Source organism: Streptomyces graminofaciens (assembly GCF_030294945.1).
In the GTDB taxonomy this organism is placed as follows: Bacteria; Actinomycetota; Actinomycetes; order Streptomycetales; family Streptomycetaceae; genus Streptomyces; species Streptomyces graminofaciens.
In genome coordinates, this window is the sequence record NZ_AP018448.1 from 7079564 (window position 1) to 7098918 (window position 19355).

Annotated in this window: 19 protein-coding genes; 7 read left to right on the forward strand and 12 right to left on the reverse strand. The window is 70.9% G+C overall.

The window, feature by feature from the left end:
- Positions 1-30: 30 nt before the first annotated feature.
- Both SGFS_RS30620 and SGFS_RS30625 read left to right on the forward strand, forming a co-directional pair.
- Entirely contained in the window at positions 31-1188 is a 1158-nt protein-coding gene (locus SGFS_RS30620) for a tryptophan dimethylallyltransferase family protein (RefSeq protein ID WP_286255064.1), read from the forward strand.
- Positions 1189-1248: 60 nt separating this feature from the next.
- Complete coding sequence (locus SGFS_RS30625; RefSeq protein WP_286255066.1) at positions 1249-2622, forward strand: tryptophanase; 1374 nt, start codon at positions 1249-1251, stop codon at positions 2620-2622.
- An 82-nt stretch (positions 2623-2704) separates the two neighbouring features.
- On the opposite strand, the gene SGFS_RS30630 is transcribed toward SGFS_RS30625, so the two are convergent.
- Positions 2705-3340, reverse strand: a complete 636-nt coding sequence (locus SGFS_RS30630; RefSeq protein ID WP_286255067.1) for a tellurite resistance TerB family protein — start codon at positions 3338-3340, stop codon at positions 2705-2707.
- Between the two features lie 209 nt (positions 3341-3549).
- On the opposite strand from SGFS_RS30630, the gene SGFS_RS30635 reads away from it, so the two are divergent.
- The gene (locus SGFS_RS30635; protein WP_286255069.1) at positions 3550-4497 is read left to right on the forward strand and encodes a hypothetical protein; all 948 of its coding nucleotides are present in this window, start codon (positions 3550-3552) and stop codon (positions 4495-4497) included.
- 123 nt (positions 4498-4620) lie between these two features.
- On the opposite strand, the gene SGFS_RS30640 is transcribed toward SGFS_RS30635, so the two are convergent.
- On the reverse strand, positions 4621-6078 hold the full coding sequence (locus SGFS_RS30640) for an APC family permease (RefSeq protein ID WP_286255073.1): 1458 nt from the start codon (positions 6076-6078) through the stop codon (positions 4621-4623).
- A 111-nt stretch (positions 6079-6189) separates the two neighbouring features.
- Between SGFS_RS30640 and SGFS_RS30645 the strand changes: the two genes are divergently transcribed.
- Complete coding sequence (locus SGFS_RS30645; protein ID WP_286255075.1) at positions 6190-6330, forward strand: PEP-utilizing enzyme; 141 nt, start codon at positions 6190-6192, stop codon at positions 6328-6330.
- A 222-nt stretch (positions 6331-6552) separates the two neighbouring features.
- Here SGFS_RS30645 and SGFS_RS30650 read toward each other — a convergent pair whose 3' ends face one another.
- Positions 6553-7785 carry a cytochrome P450 gene (locus SGFS_RS30650; RefSeq protein ID WP_286255078.1) on the reverse strand — a complete coding sequence of 411 codons (1233 nt, stop codon included), beginning with the start codon at positions 7783-7785 and terminating at the stop codon, positions 6553-6555.
- Positions 7786-8140: 355 nt separating this feature from the next.
- On the opposite strand from SGFS_RS30650, the gene SGFS_RS30655 reads away from it, so the two are divergent.
- Together SGFS_RS30655 and SGFS_RS30660 are read left to right on the forward strand one after the other, a co-directional pair.
- Positions 8141-9571 (forward strand): glycoside hydrolase family 43 protein, encoded by a 1431-nt coding sequence (locus SGFS_RS30655; RefSeq protein WP_286255080.1) that lies wholly within the window; start codon positions 8141-8143, stop codon positions 9569-9571.
- 216 nt (positions 9572-9787) lie between these two features.
- A complete protein-coding gene (locus SGFS_RS30660; protein ID WP_286255082.1) occupies positions 9788-11065 on the forward strand; it encodes a glycoside hydrolase family 43 protein in 1278 nt (425 codons plus the stop codon).
- 112 nt (positions 11066-11177) lie between these two features.
- On the opposite strand, the gene SGFS_RS30665 is transcribed toward SGFS_RS30660, so the two are convergent.
- The 4 genes from SGFS_RS30665 to SGFS_RS30680 form a co-directional block, all read right to left on the reverse strand.
- Complete coding sequence (locus SGFS_RS30665; protein ID WP_286255085.1) at positions 11178-11960, reverse strand: hypothetical protein; 783 nt, start codon at positions 11958-11960, stop codon at positions 11178-11180.
- A 195-nt stretch (positions 11961-12155) separates the two neighbouring features.
- The gene (locus SGFS_RS30670; protein WP_286255086.1) at positions 12156-12470 is read right to left on the reverse strand and encodes an SCO5918 family protein; all 315 of its coding nucleotides are present in this window, start codon (positions 12468-12470) and stop codon (positions 12156-12158) included.
- 49 nt (positions 12471-12519) lie between these two features.
- On the reverse strand, positions 12520-14013 hold the full coding sequence (locus tag SGFS_RS30675; protein ID WP_286255089.1) for a DEAD/DEAH box helicase: 1494 nt from the start codon (positions 14011-14013) through the stop codon (positions 12520-12522).
- A 175-nt stretch (positions 14014-14188) separates the two neighbouring features.
- The gene (locus SGFS_RS30680; RefSeq protein WP_286255090.1) at positions 14189-14392 is read right to left on the reverse strand and encodes a cold-shock protein; all 204 of its coding nucleotides are present in this window, start codon (positions 14390-14392) and stop codon (positions 14189-14191) included.
- A gap of 506 nt (positions 14393-14898) precedes the next feature.
- Here SGFS_RS30680 and SGFS_RS30685 point away from each other — a divergent pair.
- A complete protein-coding gene (locus SGFS_RS30685) occupies positions 14899-15582 on the forward strand; it encodes a hypothetical protein (RefSeq protein WP_286255093.1) in 684 nt (227 codons plus the stop codon).
- A gap of 18 nt (positions 15583-15600) precedes the next feature.
- On the opposite strand, the gene SGFS_RS30690 is transcribed toward SGFS_RS30685, so the two are convergent.
- From SGFS_RS30690 to SGFS_RS30710, 5 genes are all read right to left on the reverse strand, one after another.
- The gene (locus SGFS_RS30690; protein WP_434028219.1) at positions 15601-17364 is read right to left on the reverse strand and encodes a SpoIIE family protein phosphatase; all 1764 of its coding nucleotides are present in this window, start codon (positions 17362-17364) and stop codon (positions 15601-15603) included.
- Between the two features lie 54 nt (positions 17365-17418).
- On the reverse strand, positions 17419-17589 hold the full coding sequence (locus SGFS_RS30695) for a hypothetical protein (protein WP_286255096.1): 171 nt from the start codon (positions 17587-17589) through the stop codon (positions 17419-17421).
- A gap of 168 nt (positions 17590-17757) precedes the next feature.
- Positions 17758-18114: a PRC-barrel domain-containing protein gene (locus tag SGFS_RS30700; protein WP_286255097.1), complete on the reverse strand. Its 357-nt coding sequence runs from the start codon at positions 18112-18114 to the stop codon at positions 17758-17760.
- A 149-nt stretch (positions 18115-18263) separates the two neighbouring features.
- Positions 18264-18551 (reverse strand): hypothetical protein, encoded by a 288-nt coding sequence (locus SGFS_RS30705; RefSeq protein WP_286255098.1) that lies wholly within the window; start codon positions 18549-18551, stop codon positions 18264-18266.
- Positions 18548-18778: a hypothetical protein gene (locus tag SGFS_RS30710; RefSeq protein ID WP_286255099.1), complete on the reverse strand. Its 231-nt coding sequence runs from the start codon at positions 18776-18778 to the stop codon at positions 18548-18550. The genes SGFS_RS30705 and SGFS_RS30710 overlap by 4 nt, the downstream gene beginning before the upstream one ends.
- Between the last annotated feature and the right edge of the window lie 577 nt (positions 18779-19355).

Below are 19355 nucleotides of genomic sequence, written 5' to 3' on the forward strand. Positions count from 1 at the left end.
TGTGCCCCCTCGCACCCGGCGGGAGCAGCGGTGAGCGGCCTCGGCCCCGGCACCGGGGAGTCACGGGCGACGCCGACGCTCGACGGGCTCGTGACCGGCCAGTTACTGCGGTTGTGCCAGGTGTCGGGCCTCGGCCGGACCGACGCGAAAAGCTACGCGCGGATACTGGCCGACGCACTGGGGCCGGAGGCCGAACGGCCGCTGGACCTGCCGCCCCCCTCCCACAGTTTCCTGTCCGACGACTCCACCCCGGTGGAGTTCTCGCTCTCCTACCGGCCGGACGCACCCCCGGCACTGAGGGTGCTGCTGGAACCGGGATGGGGTGCCGGCAGCCTGCGGGAGAACGGCCGCGCAGGGCTGCGCGCCGTCCGGTCGATGGCGGACCGCTGGGGTTTCGGCACCGGCCAACTCGACGTACTGGAGGACCTGTTCTTCCCCGCCGACCCGGAGGGCCCGCTGGCCCTGTGGATCGCGCTGGAGCTGCGTCCCGGCGGCGTACCCAAGGTCAAGGTGTACCTGAACCCCTCGGCGTCCGGCGCGGCGCGGGCCGAGAAGACGGTACGCAAGGCACTGAAGCGGCTCGGCCACCGACAGGCCTTCAAGGCGCTGCCGGCGGCCGACGGCTACCCGTTCTTCGCCCTCGACCTGGGCGACTGGGAAGCACCCCGGGTGAAGATCTACGCCACCCATCGGGAGTTGCCGGTACCCGCCGCGGGCGGTCTGTCCCGGATGAAAGCCGGGCCCGACGCCAAGACGCTGGAGGAGTTCCTGCGCCTCGCGGGCGGCTTCGACGACGGGCCGCGACCCGCCGGGGCCGCGTCACCGGAGCGGTTCGAGGGCCGGCCCGTGCTGTCCTGCCACTCCTTCACCCGCACCGACGGTGGGCCCACCGGCTTCACCCTGCACGTGCCGGTCAGGGACTACGTCCGCCACGACGGGGAGGCGCTCACGCGGGCGAAGGCCGTCCTCACCCGCCACGGCCTCGACACCGCCGTACTCGACCGGGCCCTGGCCGCCGTCACCGCGCGGCGACCGGAGGACGGTGTGGGGCTCGTCGCGTATGTGGCGCTGGCCCACGAGCGGGGCCGGCCGCCCCGGGTGACCACGTACATCTCCTCGGAGGCCTACGAGGTCCGGCCGCCCGCCGGTGAACAGCGTGAGCCGGTGCTCGACACCTCCGCCGCATAGCGGCCATCAGGCCAACAGCCACCAAGCAGTCCACAGAGCAACAGAAGCAAGGAAGTCAGCGTGGAGCCCTACCGCATCAAAGTCGTCGAGCCCATCGCGCTCACCACTCGGGAGCAGCGCGAGGAGGCGCTGAAACGGGTGCACTACAACCTCTTCGACCTGCGGGCCGACGAGGTGACCATCGATCTGCTCAGCGACTCGGGCACCGGCGCGATCTCGGCCGCGCAGCTCGCCGCGGGCATGGACGGCGACGAGTCCTACGCGGGCTCGCGCTCCTTCTATCGTTTCCACCAAGCGGTAACCGATCTGACCGGTTACAAGCACATCCTGCCGGCCCACCAGGGGCGCGCCGCCGAACGCATCCTGTTCAACACGCTCCTCGAGCCCGGCGGCATCGTCCTCGCCAACACCCATTTCGACACCACCCGGGCGAACGTCGAACTCTCCGGATGTCAGGCTCATGACCTGCCGTGCGCGGAGGCCAAGAACCTGGACGCGGAGCTGCCGTTCAAGGGGAACATCGACCTCGACGCGCTGCGCGGCTGGCTCGAAGGCCCGGACGGCTCCCGCGTCCGCGTGGTCGTCATGACGATCACCAACAACGGCGGCGGCGGCCAGCCCGTCTCCATGGAGAACCTGAAGCAGACCGCCGAGATCTGCCGCCGCCACGGCGTCCCCATGATCCTGGACGCCGCCCGGTTCGCCGAGAACGCCTGGCTGGTCACCCGCCACGAAGCGGGCTACCAGGGCCACACCCCGCGCCAGGTCGCCGAAGAAGCGTTCCGGCTGGCCGACGGCTGTGTCATGAGCGCCAAGAAGGACGCCATCGTCCACATCGGCGGCTTCATCGGCCTCAACGACCCCGAACTCGCCGAGAAGTGCGAACGCCTCCTCATCGCCACCGAGGGCTTCGCCACCTACGGCGGTCTCGCGGGCCGCGACCTCGACATGATCGCGGCGGGCCTGCTGGAGGTCACCGAACCCGCCTACCTCGCGGAGCGGGCCGACATCGCCTCCCACCTCGCGGGCCGGGTCCGCGCGGCGGGCGTCGACATCCTCGAACCCCCGGGCCTGCACGCCCTCTACCTCAACGCGGGCCGCCTCCTCCCGCACATACCGCCCCACAACTACCCGGGCCACGCCCTCGCCTGCCGCCTCTACCTCGAAGGCGGCATCCGTTCGGCCGAGCTCGGTTCGCTCTACCTCGGCGAGGAGGACGAGGACGGCAACCCGATCAAGAGCGCCCCGTACGAGCTGGTCAGGCTCGCCCTCCCGCGCCGGGTCTACACACGTAGCCACTACGACCACGTCGGCCGGACCCTGGAGAAGATCGCCAAGGACGCCGCCTCCGTGCACGGCTACCGGATCGTGGAACAGTCCCCGATCCTGCGCCACTTCCGGGCGAAGCTTCAGCCGGTGCCGGTGAGCGGCTGAGAACGGCGGTGCCCCGGGGCCGGACGGCTTTCGCCCATCCGGCCCCGGGGCACCGGGCCACCGAGCCCTGGGTTCCGGGGGATCAGAGGCCGAACTCCTGGGGGGACACCCCGAGTGCCGCGCACGCCTCGCGCAGGACCTGCTCCTCGGCCGGCGCCACATATCCGTCGGCGCCCGCGACGACGAAGCCGGTCTGTACGACCGCCCGGGCCTCCGTCGGCTTCTTGGCGGCCTTGGCGATCTCCTGCAGCGCCTCGGCCTTGCCCTGCTGGAAGTTGAACGACAGCTGGTCGACGTGCTTGTTGAAGCGCTGCCGCAGCTGGTCGGCCGGGAAGTTCTGCAGGACGTCGTTGTTCAGGATCAGCGACTCCACGTGCTGCCGCTCGGCCGGATCGACATGCCCGTCGGCGGCGGCGACCAGGGCGCACATGGCCATGCTGGCGTCCCGGTAGGCACCGCTCTTCAGCTCCGTCTTGAGCGAGCTGAGCTGGGACTTCAACGCGCTCACCAGCTGAGCCTTCGACCCGCCGGAGGCCCCGGAACCCGGGCGCCCGTACCCCTGGCCGTGTCCGTGGCCCTGGCCCTGTCCGTACCCCTGGCCCTGGCCCTGGCCCTGGCCCTGTCCGTGGCCCTGGCTGTGTCCGCCGAGGCCCCGCGCCCCCTGCGCCTGCTGCTGCAGACCCTTGGCCTGGTCCTTGATCCGATCCCACATCGCCATCCGTGCCACCTCGGCTTCAGCCCATGTCGTCCAGCGCCCGCGCACGTTCCACGCGTCTTCCTGTCAACGCTTCCCGCACCCTTCGAAGTTCCACCCGTCGGACCGGCCGTCCGTACCCGCCACGGCGCCTTTGGTCGGTAGAGATCTCAGATCGACATCCATGTACCGCAACCCATCACTGTGCGACCGAAATTCGTTACTCTCCGAGCATGTCTCTCCTCGGTCGCCGACGAAGCACGACCAGACTCGCCCCCGAACTCGACGACGCGGACCTGGGCAAGGTGCGCAAGCGTCTCATCGAGAGGGGTACCTCCGCGGGCCGTAGTCTCGTCGTGGCCATGATCGAGCAGTTGCTGCGCGACACCGGACGGGACTGGGACCGCAGGGCCCACCGCATGAGTGTCCTCGCGGAGTCGACCTCGCCGGCCCTCCAGCGCTCCTGGGCCGAGGAGCAGCCGCACGACCCGGACGCCCAACTGCTGTTCGCCTGGGGCGTCATGCTGCGCGCGCGGTACGAGGAGCACCCGGTCGCGGCGGAGACACGGGAGGCGCTCGACGCCTGTGAACGGGCCACCGGGGCGCGGCCCGAGGACCCCAGCCCCTGGGTGGTGCGTCTCGGGCTGCTGCGGCTGTGGCGCCGGCCGAGCACGGAGGTCTTCCCGCTCTGGGACGAGATCGTCAGACGCGATCCGTGGCACCGCGAGGCCCATTTCGAGATGCTCGGTTATCTGTCCCCGTGGGAGTGCGGCTCGCACGCGCAGACCGTCGAGTTCCTCGACCGGGTACGCGCGGGGGCGGCGCCCACCGCACCGACGGCGGGCCTGGAAATCGCCGCCCTGATCGACCTCTACCACGGCACGGTCGACCAGGGCGGGGTCGAGGCCCTCACCGCGATCCACCTGTGGAGCCGCCCGAACGCCGAGAACGCTCTGGGCCGCGCCCTGGCCGACTGGCCCCGGCCCGGCCACCTGACCCACGCCGCAGCCATAGCCGACCTGAACCTGCTGGCGTACGCCCTGGTCCAGGCGAAGCGGGCGGCGCAGGCGGGCGAGGTGTTCCGCGCGATCGGCGGCATGGTCACCGTCTACCCCTGGGCCATGGAGAACGGCGACCCGCTGCAGTCCTTCACCAACTGGCAGCAGCGCGCCCGGAGCTGAGCAGCGTGCGGGCCGGGACACCTGTGCGCGGGTCTCCCGGCCATGACCATCTTGACGGTCACACCGACAGGGGCCCTACGGGGCCGCCCCACGGGAGCCCTGCGGGGTGCACCGGGGGCGCCCCTACCGCCTGCCCGATCTCCCCGCCAGCCGCGGCATCGCCATCCCCAACACCAGCGCCCCCGGCACCGTCAGCGCCAGCCAGATCGCGGTCGTCGCGTCACCGCCGATGAGCGTCGTGAAGTTGGCGATGATCAGCCAGATCGCGCCCGCGATGCCGCCCGCGCCCAGGGCCGGGGCGATCAGGGTGTTCCAGACCCGCGTGTCACCCGACCCGTCCTGGCGGAAGTAGACGATGACCGAGACGGAGGTCAGGAAGTACAGCAGCATGATCGCCAGGACGGCGAGGCCGCTGAGCCAGGAGAAGAGGGTGAGGACGGGGTCCTTGCCGGCCAGGGCGAAGGGGAAGACCAGCAGTGCGGCGATCACGGTCTGTACGACACCCGCGAGCCAGGGCGACTGACGGCCGTTGAGCGCGCTCAGCCTGCGCGGCAGCAGGCCCTCCCGGCCGAGGGAGAACAGGTAGCGGTTGGCCGAGTTGTGGAAGGCCAGGATGCTGGCGAAGAGCGAGGTGGCCAGCAGGATCGGGAGCGCGTCGCCCGCCCACGCGCCGAGCTCGTCGGAGACGGGAGCGGCGACGAAGGCCGCGCCGTCCCCGGCCTCCAGGGCCTTTCCGGCGGCGGCGGCACTGGACGACGGGCCGTGCGCCGAGATCAGCATCCAGGACGTGAAGGCGAAGAACGCGGTGACGAGGACGACCGCGAGATAGGTGGCCTGGGGGACCGTCCGGTGCGGATCGCGCGCCTCCTCGCCGTAGATCGCCGTCGCCTCGAAGCCGAACATCGACGCCACCGCGAACATCAGCGCCACCCCGGGCGCGCCGTCGAGCGCCGCCGACAGGGAGAAGGAGGCCTCGGGGGCCAGGCCTTCGGGGCCGCCGCCGGTGAGGAACGTGACGATGCCGAAGACCAGCAGCAGGCTGATCTCGGCCAGGACGAACACCGCGAGCACCTTGGCGCCCACGTCGACCCCGGCCGCGCCGAGCGCCTGCACGAGCACCATCGTGCCGAGGGCGATCAGCCACCAGGGCACGTCCGTCTCCAGGTACTGCACGGCCAGCCCGTTCATGACGGCGCCGAACAGCCCGTACACCGCCGCCTGGATGGCGTGGTACGCCAGCAGCGCCACGCCCGCGCTGCCCGCGCCGGCCGTGGCGCCGAGGCCCTTGCCGACGTACGCGTAGAAGGCGCCGGCGTCGACCACATGGCGGCCCATCGCGACATAGCCGACCGAGAAGAGCAGGACGACCACCCCGGCGACCACATACATGGCGGGCACCCCCGGGCCGTTGCCGATGGCCACGGCGACCGGTGCCGCCCCGGCGACACCGGTGAGCGGTGCCTGCGCGGAGAGCACGAAGAAGAGGATGCCCATAACGCCGAGGGCGTTCTGTCTGAGGGAGCCGGCGGACGCGTAGCCGTCGCCGGCCGCGTGCCGCATTCTGGACGTACGTGTACTCATGCCTCACCTGTCGGGCGAACGAGGGGGATTTTATTTCGGCTCAAACGAGCTGCCCCATGTTTGCCTCAACTCACTTGCCTGACAAGGGTTCGACGCGCGTAGAGCCACGGATTGTTCCGGTTCGCGCGACACGGCGTGGTCGGCGCGGCGAACCTGGCCCGCTCCGCCGGACTCGTCGCCGAGGCCGGCGGTGTGCTGTCCCATCTGGCGGTGCAGGCCCGTGAGTTCAAGGTGCCGGAGCCGGCGGCATGAAGAGCGTCCGGCTCGGCGGGTACCCTTCGGCGGCGCGGTAACCGCTTATACCGGTTACCGCGCCATCCACAGTGGGCGGTCGGCGTGCCGGAAGCGGTGGACCGCTGGGACGCCGATCGGCACACCGCTCCGTCTGCACCGGCGTCATCGGACCCGCCCTGCCCCCCCCCGCACGACACGACGCGGCTACGGGGCTGCGTCGAGGACGCGGGGGCCCGGCCGCTACCAGGTCACCGGCAGCTCGTAGACGCCGTAGACGATGCCGTCGTCCTTGAACGGGATCTTGTTCAGGTCGGTGGCCACACGCAGGGTGGGGATGCGGCGGAAGACCGTGTTGTAGACGACCTGGAGCTCCAGGCGGGCCAGTGGCTGGCCCAGGCACTGGTGGATGCCGAAGCCGAAGGCCAGGTGGCGGCGGGCGTCCCGGCGGACGTCGAGGCGCTCGGGGTCGGGGAAGACGCCGGCCTCCCAGTTGCCGGTGGCACCCGGGATGATGACGCCCTCGCCGGCCCGGATCAGCTGGTCGCCGACCTTCAAGTCCTCAAGGGCCAGGCGGCGCTGGCCGTTGTGGACGACGGTCAGATAGCGCAGCATCTCGTCCGCCGCGCCCGCGAGGACCTTCGGGTCGTCGGTGTCACGGACGATCGCCAGCTGGTCGGGGTGCTCCAGGAACGCGAGGATGCCCAGGGCGAGCATGTTGGCGCTGGTCTCGTGCCCGGCGCCGAGCAGCAGGACGCCCAGCATGGTCGCGTCGTGGCGGGTCAGGTCACCGGCCCGCACCCGGGCGGCCAGCTCGGAGAGCATGTCGTCGGCCGGGTTGTCGAGCTTCGCGTCGATCTGACCGCCCAGGTACTGGTAGATCTCGCCGAAGGCGGCCCGTACCGCTTCGGCGGTCACGTCCCGGCGCAGTCCCACCTTGCTGTTGGCCTGGAAGAAGTCGTGGTCCTCGTAGGGGACGCCGAGCAGCTCGCAGATCACCAGCGACGGCAGCGGCAGCGTGAGCGCCTCGACCAGGTCGACCGGTTTCGGTCCGGCCAGCATCGTGTCGATCAGCTCGTCGGTCATCCGCTGGATCGCGGGACGCATGGCCTCGATGCGCTTGACGGCGAACGAGCCGGTGACCATCCGGCGGATGCGCGCGTGGTCGGGGTCGTCCATGTTGAGGAAGGACGGCGGGGTCTTGGCCGCCGTCTCCCGGAAGGCCTCGTTGAGGTAGGGGAAGCCGGGCCGGGTCGTGTCGACGCTGAGCCGCTGGTCGCCGTAGAGGGCCTTCTGGTCGGCGTAGCGGGTGACGAGCCAGTGGGTGGTGCCGTCCCACAGCCGGACCTTGGAAACCGGCTTCTCGGCGTGCAGTTTCAGCAGCTCAGGGGGCGGCGCGAAGGGACAGCCGGCCGCCCGGGGCATCGGGAACTCGGGGACGGTCTCGTCCGGGACGCCGGCAAGGACGTCGGTCATGGCACTCCTCGGGGTGGGGGAACGGAGCCGTCACCAGACAAGCCGGTGAACCTGACAATTACCGGCCGGTGGGCTGACAGGCGAGGGATTGGCCGGATCACGGCGGTCGTTCGCAAAAGGCGAGCGAGGTAGATCGCGTTCGATTCAGTTCGCTACTGCGCATGTTGGAGGTATTGACGCACGCTGTCGGCCCGCCTTAACGTCTGCCCGACCTTACGAACATTGTCCGAAAAGTCGAACAACTTCTGGGCGTCCGACAGGAATCGAGCCGCAGACGCCTTCTGCATCCCCACCCCCAGGGCGCCGATTCGGCGTGCCGGTAAAGCGCTCCAACGCGCACAGACAGGAGACACGCATGTCCGCGGTTCTCGCCCGGCTGACGGCGATATTGGTCGCCGCATGCCTGGTTCTCACGGGCCAGGCCCTCGTCACCCCCGACAAGGCCGCGGCCGCCGACCCGGGCTACCTGATGACGCACTTCATCGGGGAGGGGTCGACCGGCCAGCAGATGTACTTCTCGTACAGCGCGGACGGTCTGAACTGGACCGATCTCAACGGCGGCGGGATGACCCTGCGCTCCACCGTCGGCACGCGCGGGGTGCGCGACCCCGCCCTGGTCCGTTCACCCGACGGCAGCAAGTACTGGATCATCGCGACCGACCTGTGCATCGACTGCGGGCAGACGTGGAGTCAGTCCATCAACGACGGCAGCCGCAGTCTTGTGGTGTGGGAGTCGACGGACCTGGTCACCTGGTCCGCGCCGTGGCTGCTCAATGTCGCCGGCGCGATCCCCGACGGGCGCAACGCGTGGGCGCCGGAAGCGATCTGGGACCCGGCCAGCAACGACTACGTCCTGTACTGGGCGACGAACAAGCCCCTCAACGGCGCGACGAAGCACCGCATCTACTACGCCCACACCAGCGACTTCCGCTCCATCACCACCCCGCAGATCTACATCGACCGCCCCGGCACCCAGGAAATCATCGACACCCAGATCGTCGAGGTGCCCTCCGGCGTCGGCAACTACCGCTACGTACGGGCCTCCGGTGACGGCCAGATCACGCTCGAGGGCAGCAACTCGATCCTCGGCACCTGGACCAACCTCGGCAACCTCTCCGGCATCGGTCTGACCGGCTCCCAGGTCGAGGGTCCGATGTGGATGAAGTTCCGCGACCGCAACGAGTGGACCCTCTACCTCGACCAGTACGCGGCCGGTAAGGGATACATGCCGGTCTCGACGACCAACCCGTCCGCCCCCAGCACCTTCAAGCTCCCGACGTCGGGCACCTACTCCCTGGGCGGCAACAAGAAGCGCCACGGCTCGATCCTGAACCTGACGGCCGCCGAGGACGCCCGGATCCAGGCACGCTGGGCCAACGTCCCGGGCAAGCGGCTTCAGTCCTTCAACTTCCAGGACCGCTACGTACGGCACGCCAACTTCGACGTGCGCATCGACCAGAACGTCACCAACGACGACGCCAAGTTCCGGCCGCGCCCCGGCCTGGCCGGCTCCGGCACCGTCTCCTTCGAGTCGGTGAACTTCCCCGGCTACTACCTGCGCAGCGACGGATCCGACTTCCAGCTCGTCTACAACGACGGCACCACCCAGTTCGCCGAGGACGCCACCTTCCGGCAGGTCGCCGGACTCGCCGACTCGACCTGGTCCTCGTTCCAGTCGTACAACCATCCCGACCGCTACATCCGCCACTACGCCTTCCAGCTGAAGCTCGAAACGATCACCACCGCGACGGGGCGCAGCGACGCGACCTTCCGGCTGACCAGCTGACCACCGGACCAGCTGATTCGACCCGGCTGCCGGCGCCCGCCTCAGGGGGGCGCCGGCAGCGCACCCGGGGTGAAGGACCGCCCCTTCGAGAGGAAAGACCATGCTGGCAGGACTGATCCGAAGATCGGCGTTCCTGGTCGCCCTGGCGGCGCTCGCCGCGGGTGTGGCCGTCCCGGCGCAGACGGCCGTGGCGCGGAGGCCGACTCCGCCTATGTGATGGGCTACTTCAAGGAGTCGATCAGCGGCGCGGGCAATGTCAACGCCCTGCATCTCGCCGTCAGTGACGACGGCCGGGAGTGGACACCGCTCAACGACAACAACGCGATCCTGCCCCCCACCGCGGGCACCAAGGGGATCCGCGACCCGTTCCTGTTCCGGCTCAACGACGGCAGCTGGGTTGCACTCGCGACGGACATCGCCGCGGGCGGCAGCTTCACGAAACCGAACCCGAACATCCATGTCTGGACCTCGCCGGACCTGGTGAACTGGTCGGCGGACCGGCTGCTCAAGGTCAACGGCACCAATCCGAACGCGTACAGCTGGGCGCCGGCCGTCCACTGGGACCCGGTCCGCCAGGCCTACGGCATCACGTTCACCACCGTCCCGCAGGGCGCCTCGTACTCGGTGATCGACGTCGCCTACACGACCGACTTCGTCACCGCCACCGACCCCGCGGTGTACTACGACGCGGGGCACGGCGTGATCGACTCGCACGTCGTCACCGGCGTCAACGGATCCAACTACCTCTACTACAAGGACAACGCGACCGGCCGCCTGGCCGGCGCACGGTCGACGTCCGTGGAACCGGGCAGCTTCACCAAGTACACCGACGGCGTCGCCGAGAACCGGTGCACCGAGGCCCCCACGCTGGTCAAGTCCCTCACCGCGCCGTCCACTTGGATGCTGTGGGGTGACACGTACTGCCCCAACGCGAAGTTCGACCTGTGGCAGGGCGACCTGGTGTCGGGCACGTGGACCAAGGCCGGCCGCCAGACCTACACCGCGCCGCTGAACGCCAAGCACAACACCGTCCAGCCGATCACGGCCGCCGACCGCGACCGCCTCCTCGCCCGCTACGGCGGCACGAGCTGGAACCTGCTGAAGTCGTACAACTTCCCCGGCCGCTACGTCCGCCACGCGAGCTTCGCCGGCAAGATCAGCGAGCTGCCCTTCGACCCCTACCAGGACGCGCAGTGGCGGCTGCGGCCCGGCCTGTCGGACTCGACCGGTGTGTCGTTCGAGTCGGTCAACTTCCCCGGCTACTACATGAAGCAGGAGAACTTCGAGATCAAGGTCGTCCGCGACGACGGGACGGCCGCCTTCGCCACCGACGCCACGTTCCACCGCGTCGCCGGCCTCGACGGGACCTGGTCGTCGTTCCGCTCGGCCAGGTTCCCCACGCGCTACCTCCGGCACTCGTCCTTCGCCCTGCGGATCGATGAGATCTCCACCGGGACGGGCCGTGCCGACGCCACGTTCGACATCGTCCAGTGAGCTGAGCCGACATGCGTGAGCGCGGCGGGCCTCACCAGGCCCGCCGCGCTCACACATGTCAGCTCGCGTTCTTGCCCACGCCACGAGGCGGGCGCGAACGGCTCCGACGGCCTCAGCCGACGGTCGGCGGCTGAGGCGGGGCCTGAGACGGAGACTGAGGCGGGGACTGAGGCGGAAGCGGCGGCTGGGCCGGAGGGTACGGCTGGGGTGTGGGCGCGGTCTGCCACGGCTGCTGGGCCTGGGGTTGGGCGGGGCCGACGGGGCGGCGGGTGCCCAGAACGGTGAGTACGGTCGCGGCGAATGCCAGCAGACAGGCGACGGTCAGCAGGTAGAAGCCGGGGCCGAAGGTGGTGGTCCGGGTGTCCGTGTCCCACTGGGCGTCGTTGATCACGTCCGTCAGCACCGCAAGCACCGTGCCGAACAGCAGTGTCGCGCCGGCGATGCCGAGTGCCCGGGTCAGCGGGAGCCGACGGCCGAAGGCGGCCAGAAGGACTATGGCCGCCACGAGGGCGACGAGGGCGCCGAGGAGCAGCGGGATCCCGGAGAACTGTGTGACCGAGGTCGTCTCCGCTCCCGGCTGCGAGTTGGAGTACGACCACGCCGTCGCGACGGATTCGTACACCGACTGCTCGCTGCTGCGGTCCAGATACTGGACCGACTTGTCCATCGTGGTGAACGAAGCGGCGACGGCGAGAACGGCGCCGAGGACCAGCAGCACGCCGGACACCCGGTCGGAGCCCGCGGCCGGGTCCGTCGGCGGGCCGGTCGGTCTTCCGTAACCGGGCGGCGGCGTGGACGCGTATGGATAGGAACCCCCCTGCGGCGGAGGGGCGGGCTGACCCGTGTACGGGCCGGGCTGACCCGCGTACGGGCCGGGCTGTGTCGGTTCCGTCATCTTCCGATGATAGGGAGACGGGTTCGTGTGCATAAGGTGAACGACGCCTCGGCCGGGGCGAGTTGAACGCGGATGACGGCTCGTGTCGTCGTGCGACGTGTCGCGGGGCCCCGGCGCGCCGTACGGCGCGCCGAAGCCCCGAATCAACACCGTCCGCCGACCAGTGATCGCGGCGGTCCTACGTCCTGCCCGTTCTCAGAGGTCCGGGTGGACGACGTCGCCGAGCTGCTCCGACGTGGCCCAGAGCGGATCGGGGGCGAACGCGGGAGCGGGCTCGGGGCGGGGGTGGCAGGTGAAGCCGAGCCGGCTCATGGCCCGGATGACCTCGCCGCTGGTGAAGTCGCGGCGGTCCTGCCGGGTGACGATCTCGCCCACCTGCTTGGCGGGGTACCGCCGGCGGCCGATGGTCACGGACTCACCCGTGACGGGCTCGGGCGTGACGCCCTTCATGGAGTCCAGCACCCCGTCCTTCGTCAGGTCGAACGGGTACCGGGCGATGACACAGCGCATGGTGCCTCACTGGGGGGATGGGGAAGGGAGCGGGGGGCGCGGCGCGGCCTCAGACCGCCCTGCCGGTGGCGGGGGACTGCCGTCGCGGCCTGCGGCGCGCCGCCTCGCCCGTGGACTGGGCGGGGGGCTGGCCTGTGGACTGGCCCCGGCCGGCTCGGCCGCGGCTGCTGCGGCGCCGCTGGGAGGAGGTGGGTGCGGCGCGGCGGGGAGTTTCCTGGGGCTCCGGTGCCACGATGACGACCGGTACGCCCGACGGGGTCCGCGCGCCGGTGATGCGGCTCAGCTCCGCCTCGCCCGAACGTATCGGGGTGACCCGGGGGTTGATGCCGGCGGTGGCCATCAGCCGGGTCATCTCGCGGCGCTGGTCGGGGGTGACCAGCGTGACGACGCTGCCGGACTCGCCGGCGCGGGCCGTACGGCCGCCGCGGTGCAGGTAGTCCTTGTGGTCGACGGGCGGGTCCACGTTGACGACCAGGTCGAGGCTGTCGACGTGGATGCCGCGAGCCGCGACGTTCGTCGCGATCAGCGCCGTCACCTGCCCGTTCTTGAACTGGGCGAGGGTGCGGGTGCGTTGCGGCTGGGAGCGGCCGCCGTGCAGGGCGGCGGCGCGGACGCCGTTGTTCAGCAGGTGTTTGGTCAGCCGGTCCACCGCGCGCTTGGTGTCCAGGAACATGATCACGCGGCCGTCGCGCGCCGCGATCTCGGTGGTCGTCCGCTGCTTGTCCGCCTCGTGGACGTGGAGGACGTGGTGCTCCATCGTGGTGACCGAGGCCGCCGAGGGGTCGACGGAGTGGACGACCGGGTCGCTCAGATAGCGCCGGACGAGCAGGTCGACGTTACGGTCCAGGGTGGCCGAGAACAGCAGTCGCTGCCCGTCCGTGCGCACCTGGTCGAGCAGGGCGGTCACCTGGGGCATGAAGCCCATGTCGGCCATCTGGTCGGCCTCGTCGAGGACCGTGATCTCGACGTCGTCCAGCCGGCAGTCGCCCCGGACGATGAGGTCCTTGAGTCGGCCCGGCGTCGCGACGACGACCTCGGCGCCGCCCCGCAGGGCACTGGCCTGCCTGCCGATGGACATTCCGCCAACGACGGTGGCGAGCCGCAGCCGTACGGCGCGGGCGTACGGGGTGAGCGCGTCCGTGACCTGCTGGGCGAGTTCGCGGGTGGGGACGAGGATCAGGGCCAGCGGCTGCTTCGGCTCGGCGCGCCGGCCCGTGATCCGGGCCAGTAGGGCGAGGCCGAAGGCGAGGGTCTTGCCCGATCCGGTGCGGCCGCGGCCGAGCACGTCACGGCCGGCGAGGGAGTTCGGCAGGGTCGCTCCCTGGATGGGGAACGGCACGGTCACGCCCTCGGTGCCCAGCGCGGCCAGCAGGGGCGCCGGCAGGTCGAGATCGGCGAACGACTCGACGGCGGGCAGTGCGGGCGTCAGCGTCTTCGGCGGTGCGAACTCGCCTTGGGGCGCGACATTTCGGCGTGCGGGGGCCGGGCGATTCGACGCTCGGGACGTGCTGCGGGGCGTGCGGGATTTACCTGCACGGTTCATACGGGAGCCTTCCTTGACGTGGGCACGTAGCAAGGAATTCCCGCAGCAAAATGAACGGCGCAGAGAATCGCGAGAACGAGCCGGTGATGATGGAGCGGATTCGCTCGGGAATGCAGCGAGCTGGGGCCCGCACCCCAAGGTGCGGGCCCCAGCTGCGAAGTGTGCGTGTGCGGCGTCAGGCGGGGAGGATGTTCTCCGCCGTCGGGCCCTTCTGGCCCTGCGCGATCTCGAACGACACCTTCTGGCCCTCGGTCAGCTCACGGAAGCCCTGGGTGGCGATGTTCGAGTAGTGGGCGAAGACGTCGGGGCCGCCGCCGTCCTGCGCGATGAAGCCGAAGCCCTTTTCCGAGTTGAACCACTTCACAGTGCCAGTAGCCATTTTGTTTCTCCTCCGGGGACGGTGTTCGGAAGCCGCCTCGTGCGGACTCCGGTCGCCGTGATGATCTCCCGTCGGAAAAATCTTCTGGGAACCACAACTGCAACTGATCTCGACAGTAGCATGGCGCGATCGTCCGGAAGCGCAGAATAACCCCTACCGCACCACGATTCGGGGGATATTCCCAGCGCGGCGGATGAATTTCTGATCTCGCGATGACAGATGTTCGCTCCTCCCGAACCGCGAAATTGCTGTTGAGGGGGCGGATAGCGGGGCGGACGGTCGGCACTCCACCGCTGCGACAAAGACCACATGCGCGCTCGGCCTCAGGCGCGGGCGCTCGGCGCGGCGGTCGGCCGCGCGCCTGGGCGCGCACCTGGGCGCGTGCGGCCGGGAGTACGGTTGAAGACACCGAGAGGTCCTCGCGCACCGGCTTCGTGACCGGTGCGGCCCTCCGACAGCGACGACGCCGGGCCGGGTCCGCCCGTGCCCGGGGCAGGGCTTGCGCCATGATCGTGAACGTTCCGGTTCCGCCGACGCCCGCCGCCACCGGGCCCCGGCTCCTTGAGGGGCGCGTGGGCCCCGACCGGCCTGGCGCGCGGGAGCCGAGGCCGGAGCGCGGCTCGTCGCCGCGCGCGGGTGAACGCGTCCGTGAGCTGAGCCGGCAGCAGATCGAGGACCGGCTCGGAGAGCTGGGCGACCTGTTCGCGGAGACCTCGGGCGGCGGCCCGTGGGCGTGGAACCAGGCCCGCGGCGCCTTTCTCCGACGGCTGGTGGCCGACGTGCGGCGACCGGGGTTCGAGCTGCTGATCGCGGAGTCCACCGAACTGACCGGATGCGCCTACGGCTTCCCCGTACGCGGCGACGGGCCCAGGTGGGAGGGGCTCGACGCACACCACCTTCAGGGGAGCCTGCTCCGGCTCGCCGCCGCCGGACGGCTCTGCGTGATCGCCGGGATACTCGTGCCGCCCCGGGTGCGCAGACAGAACCAGGACCGTGCCTGGAACCTCGCCCGGCGCCTGCAGAAGCGGCTGCTGGCCGACCACGGGGCCACGCTCGGCGTCATGCTGGTGAACCGCTCCGACCACAGGACCCTTGAGGCACTGCGGTCCTGGGGGTGGCGGTACGCCGAGGGGGACGAACTGCCGGCGTACCCGTACGGCCCGTTCCGCGTACTGATCCTCGGGGCCTGAGCCATCCTCCCGCCCGCATCACGGCGGCAGGCGCAGCGCGAGGAGGGCCACGTCGTCGGTGCTGCCGGGTGGCATACGGGCGAGGAGTTGGTCGCACAGCGTGTCCAGCGGTGTGTGCGCGAGTGCGAGGGCGTGCCGGCGCAGGCGGCCGAGGCCGGTGTCGAGGTCGCTGCCGGGGATCTCGATCAGGCCGTCGGTGTAGAGCAGCAGGGTGGAGCCCGGTGGCAGGGACCGGGCGGCGGTCGGCCGTCTCGCACGGGTGCCCAGGTGGGTGCCGAGGAGGAGCCCCTGCCCGGCTTCGAGGTACTCCGCGTGTCCGCCGGGTGTCAGCAGCAGGGGCGGCGGATGTCCGGCGCTGGTCCACCGCAGTGTCCACGGGCCGGTGTCCGGGTGTCCCTCGACCCGGGCGAGGACGAGGGTGGCCATGGGGACGGTGGTGATGGCGGACATGGATTCGTCGAGGCGGTCGACGACGGCGCCGGGCAGACCGGTGTGGTCCCAGGCCAGTGAGCGCAGGATGCCGTGCAGTTGTGCCATCCCGGCCGCCGCGGTCAGGTCGTGGCCCACGACGTCGCCGATGACCAGTGCGAGCGTGCCGTCCTTCAGCTCGAACGCGTCGTACCAGTCGCCGCCGACCTGGGAGCCGGCCGGGGCGGGCTGGTAGCGGGCGGCGAGCCGCAGTCGGCCGGGCTGGGGCAGCGGGGCGAGCAGGTTGCGCTGCATGGCCTCGGCGACGGCACGCTGGCGACCGAACCGCCGTGCGTTGTCGATGACCAGGCCGACCCGGCGGCCGATGTCGCTCGCCACCTCCAGGTCCTCGGTACTGAAGGGGTGCGCCGGGTCGGTGCGTGCCACCGTCAGGGCGCCGGTGATCTGCCGCCTGGAGCCCAGCGGCACGGTGATGACCGATGTCGCGCCCACGGTCCGCAGGAAGTCGCTGTGGACGGCGGCGAGTGAAGAGCCGGCTGCCTCGCCCTCCCGGCCCTCCTGGCCCTCCTGGCCCTCCCGGCCCTCCTCGTGCTGCTCATGCTGCTCGTTCCGCAGTATGGGATCGCCGCCGTTCAGCACCCGGACGAGGGGTGAGCGGTGCGTCGCCCCGGCTTCGGGCAGGGGCTCGCGCCTGCCCTCCAGCCCGGCGTCCCGGCCCGCGGGACCGGTGACCGCCACCCGGTGGACCTGCCCGGAACCGACCCGGAGGTCCACGGCCGCCCAGTCGGCGAGGCGGGGAACCAGCAGACGGCCCAGCCGGGCGAGGGCCTCGTCGGTCTCCAGGGTCTGACCCAGTACGTCGGTGATCTCCGCGACCAGCGTCAGCCGCTCGGTGAGGTCCTCCAGCGCACTGGTATAGGCGGCGCGTTCCCGACGTGCGCCCTGGTCGGTCGTGACGTCGGTGAACAGCACCGCCATGCCCGCGAAGGAGCCGTCGGTGGTCAGGGGGGAGGCGGACCAGGAGATCGTGACCAGGCGGCCGTCGCCGCGCAGGTAACTGTCGCCCTCCCCGCGCGCGGCGGCCCTCTCGGCCAGCGCCTGGAGCAGCGGGCACCGCTCACGCAGGAGCGTTCCGCCGGCCGCGTCCCGGTGCAGCAGCGCGTGCGCGTCCTCGCCGCGCATCGCGGTGGCGGCACGGCCCAGCAGCCGCTCGGCGGACGGGTTGACGGCGACGATCCGGCCGGCCTGATCCACCACCATCAGGGCGGTGCCCAGCTGCCTGACGACCCGCTGCCACAAACCCGACGGCTCGGCCACCAGCCACGACCGCCCCTCGTCTCCCGCACCCTCCACCACGCCGCCCTCCAGTCCTGGCAGCCTCGCCGTCCTCACCGGACGGCTGCGCCGTCAGCGGACGGGACGCCGCCTGGCGCGCCGGTACACCCGCACCGCGAAGAACGTCCCGACGGCGACGAAGAGCACGATGCCGATGACCAGGAGGAAGCCCAGGCCGTCCGCCACCGCACCGATGATTCCCAGCACGACGGCCACGAGGACGAGCAGAAGGAAGAGCGCCATCACCTCGGACCACCCCTTCCGCGCCGGGCGCGTACGGCCGACCGGGTCATTCCGTGCCGGGTTGGTACGGCCGACCCGGTCGTTCCGCGCCCGGTTCGTACGGCCGCTACGGTCATTCCGCGCCCGGTTCGTACGGCCGCTACGGTCATTCCGCGCCGCGTGTGCACGTCAGCGGCGGGCGAGCTGACGCTCGCCGCCCGCTCCCGGCCGGTACGTCATGCCGTAGTGCCGGAAGATCTCCTCCTCCTGCTCGGCGGGGAGCACGTCGTCCGTCCCGATCCACGGGGCTTTGCGTACCTGTCCCTTGGTGTAGGAGACCTTGACGTAGTCGGGTCCGAGGACCACGTCGTCGAGGGGGACGAAGACCAGCCGGTGGCGGGTGGGCAGGCCGGTCCGGACGGTGGCCACGGCCGGTTCGTCGGTGGCCGTGTCCACGTAGACCGCTTCGAGCATGCCGATCCTGCGCTGTTTCGGGTCGACCACGTCGTGGTTGCGCCACTCGCGGATGTCGGCTGAACGGATCATGCCCTGCTCCCTGTCTGCGCGCTCCACCGGTGGGGCAACGGCCCCGGCGTCTACACACCGGGGCCGACCTTCCGGGCCGTGGCACACGAGAGTGCGCTGACCCGTTTGTCATCGTATGACCGAAACGTCCTGCTGGCATCGAGTGTTGCTCAGCCGTGCTCCTCCTCGGCCGCCGAGAGCTCCGAGGGCTGGCTGGAGACCAGCCAGGAGCGAGCCGGCGCCGCCGGGCGGGTGGTGTCCACGGTGAGGTGGAGCCGGGTGGCGCCGTCGCGGCCCGCGGGGTAGCTGCGCTGCTCGCCGGAGGCGAAGCACTGGCGGAGGACCTCCGCGACGCGGCGGGCGACATCCGGGGACGCGGCGACGATGCGCACCTCGGCGTGCCCCTCGGCGGGGGCTTCCGGCGGCTCCGTCGTGACCTCGTCGTCCGGGGACGTCATCGGCTGTCCTCCTCGGCTCCGCCATCCCCGTCACGGGTGCTGCCGGGCGACCTGGCAGGCCCTGTGGGCGGTCGGTTCCTGCGGTTCCGCCGACGGACCCACGGCAGGGCTTCGCTGTAGTGGAATCCCGCGATCCGCTGGTCGTGCTGGGCGTTCAGGCTGTGGATCAACAGCACCCCCAGCATGATCAGGGCGAGGATCGCAACCACGGTGACGACGATCTCCACGTCCTCACCTCCCTGCGGTGGGACGCGGAGGTCCGCGTCCCTTCTGTCAGCCTACTCCGGCGTGCCCCCGGGCCACGGGGCCGAGCGCTTCTCTCATCGCGGGCGGCGTCGACCGGAGGCTTCGGGATCCCGCTGGACCCGGGCCGCGAAAGTATTTCGTAACCGAGGTATTTCCCGTGCTTGTCCCGGCCGTGAAAGAAGGGATCCAAGAACAGGGAGAAGGCGCGACTCAAGGTCGCCCGCGCCCACGCACAAGCGACGGACGCCCGTTCGTCCAGGGCTGCCCGATCAGGGAAGCGGACAGCTCCGGCATCCCGGCCGCGGTGGCGGCCTCGGCCGCCGCCGACCTCACGGCCCTGGTCGTCGGTGACAAGGCGGGCATGTTCGGCATCGGCACCTCGGGCGAGGGCTGTCGGCCCTTGCCTCGACCTGTCACCCGATGTCCGTTCCGCGCGCCGAACACCGATGCGCCGGATCGCACCGCGTACCTGGCCAGAAACTCCGCCGCAAGGTAACGGGGCCCGGCGGGGGGAGGCAAGACCGGAGCACCGGCGGGCTGCCGGGACGTGAGCGGGCC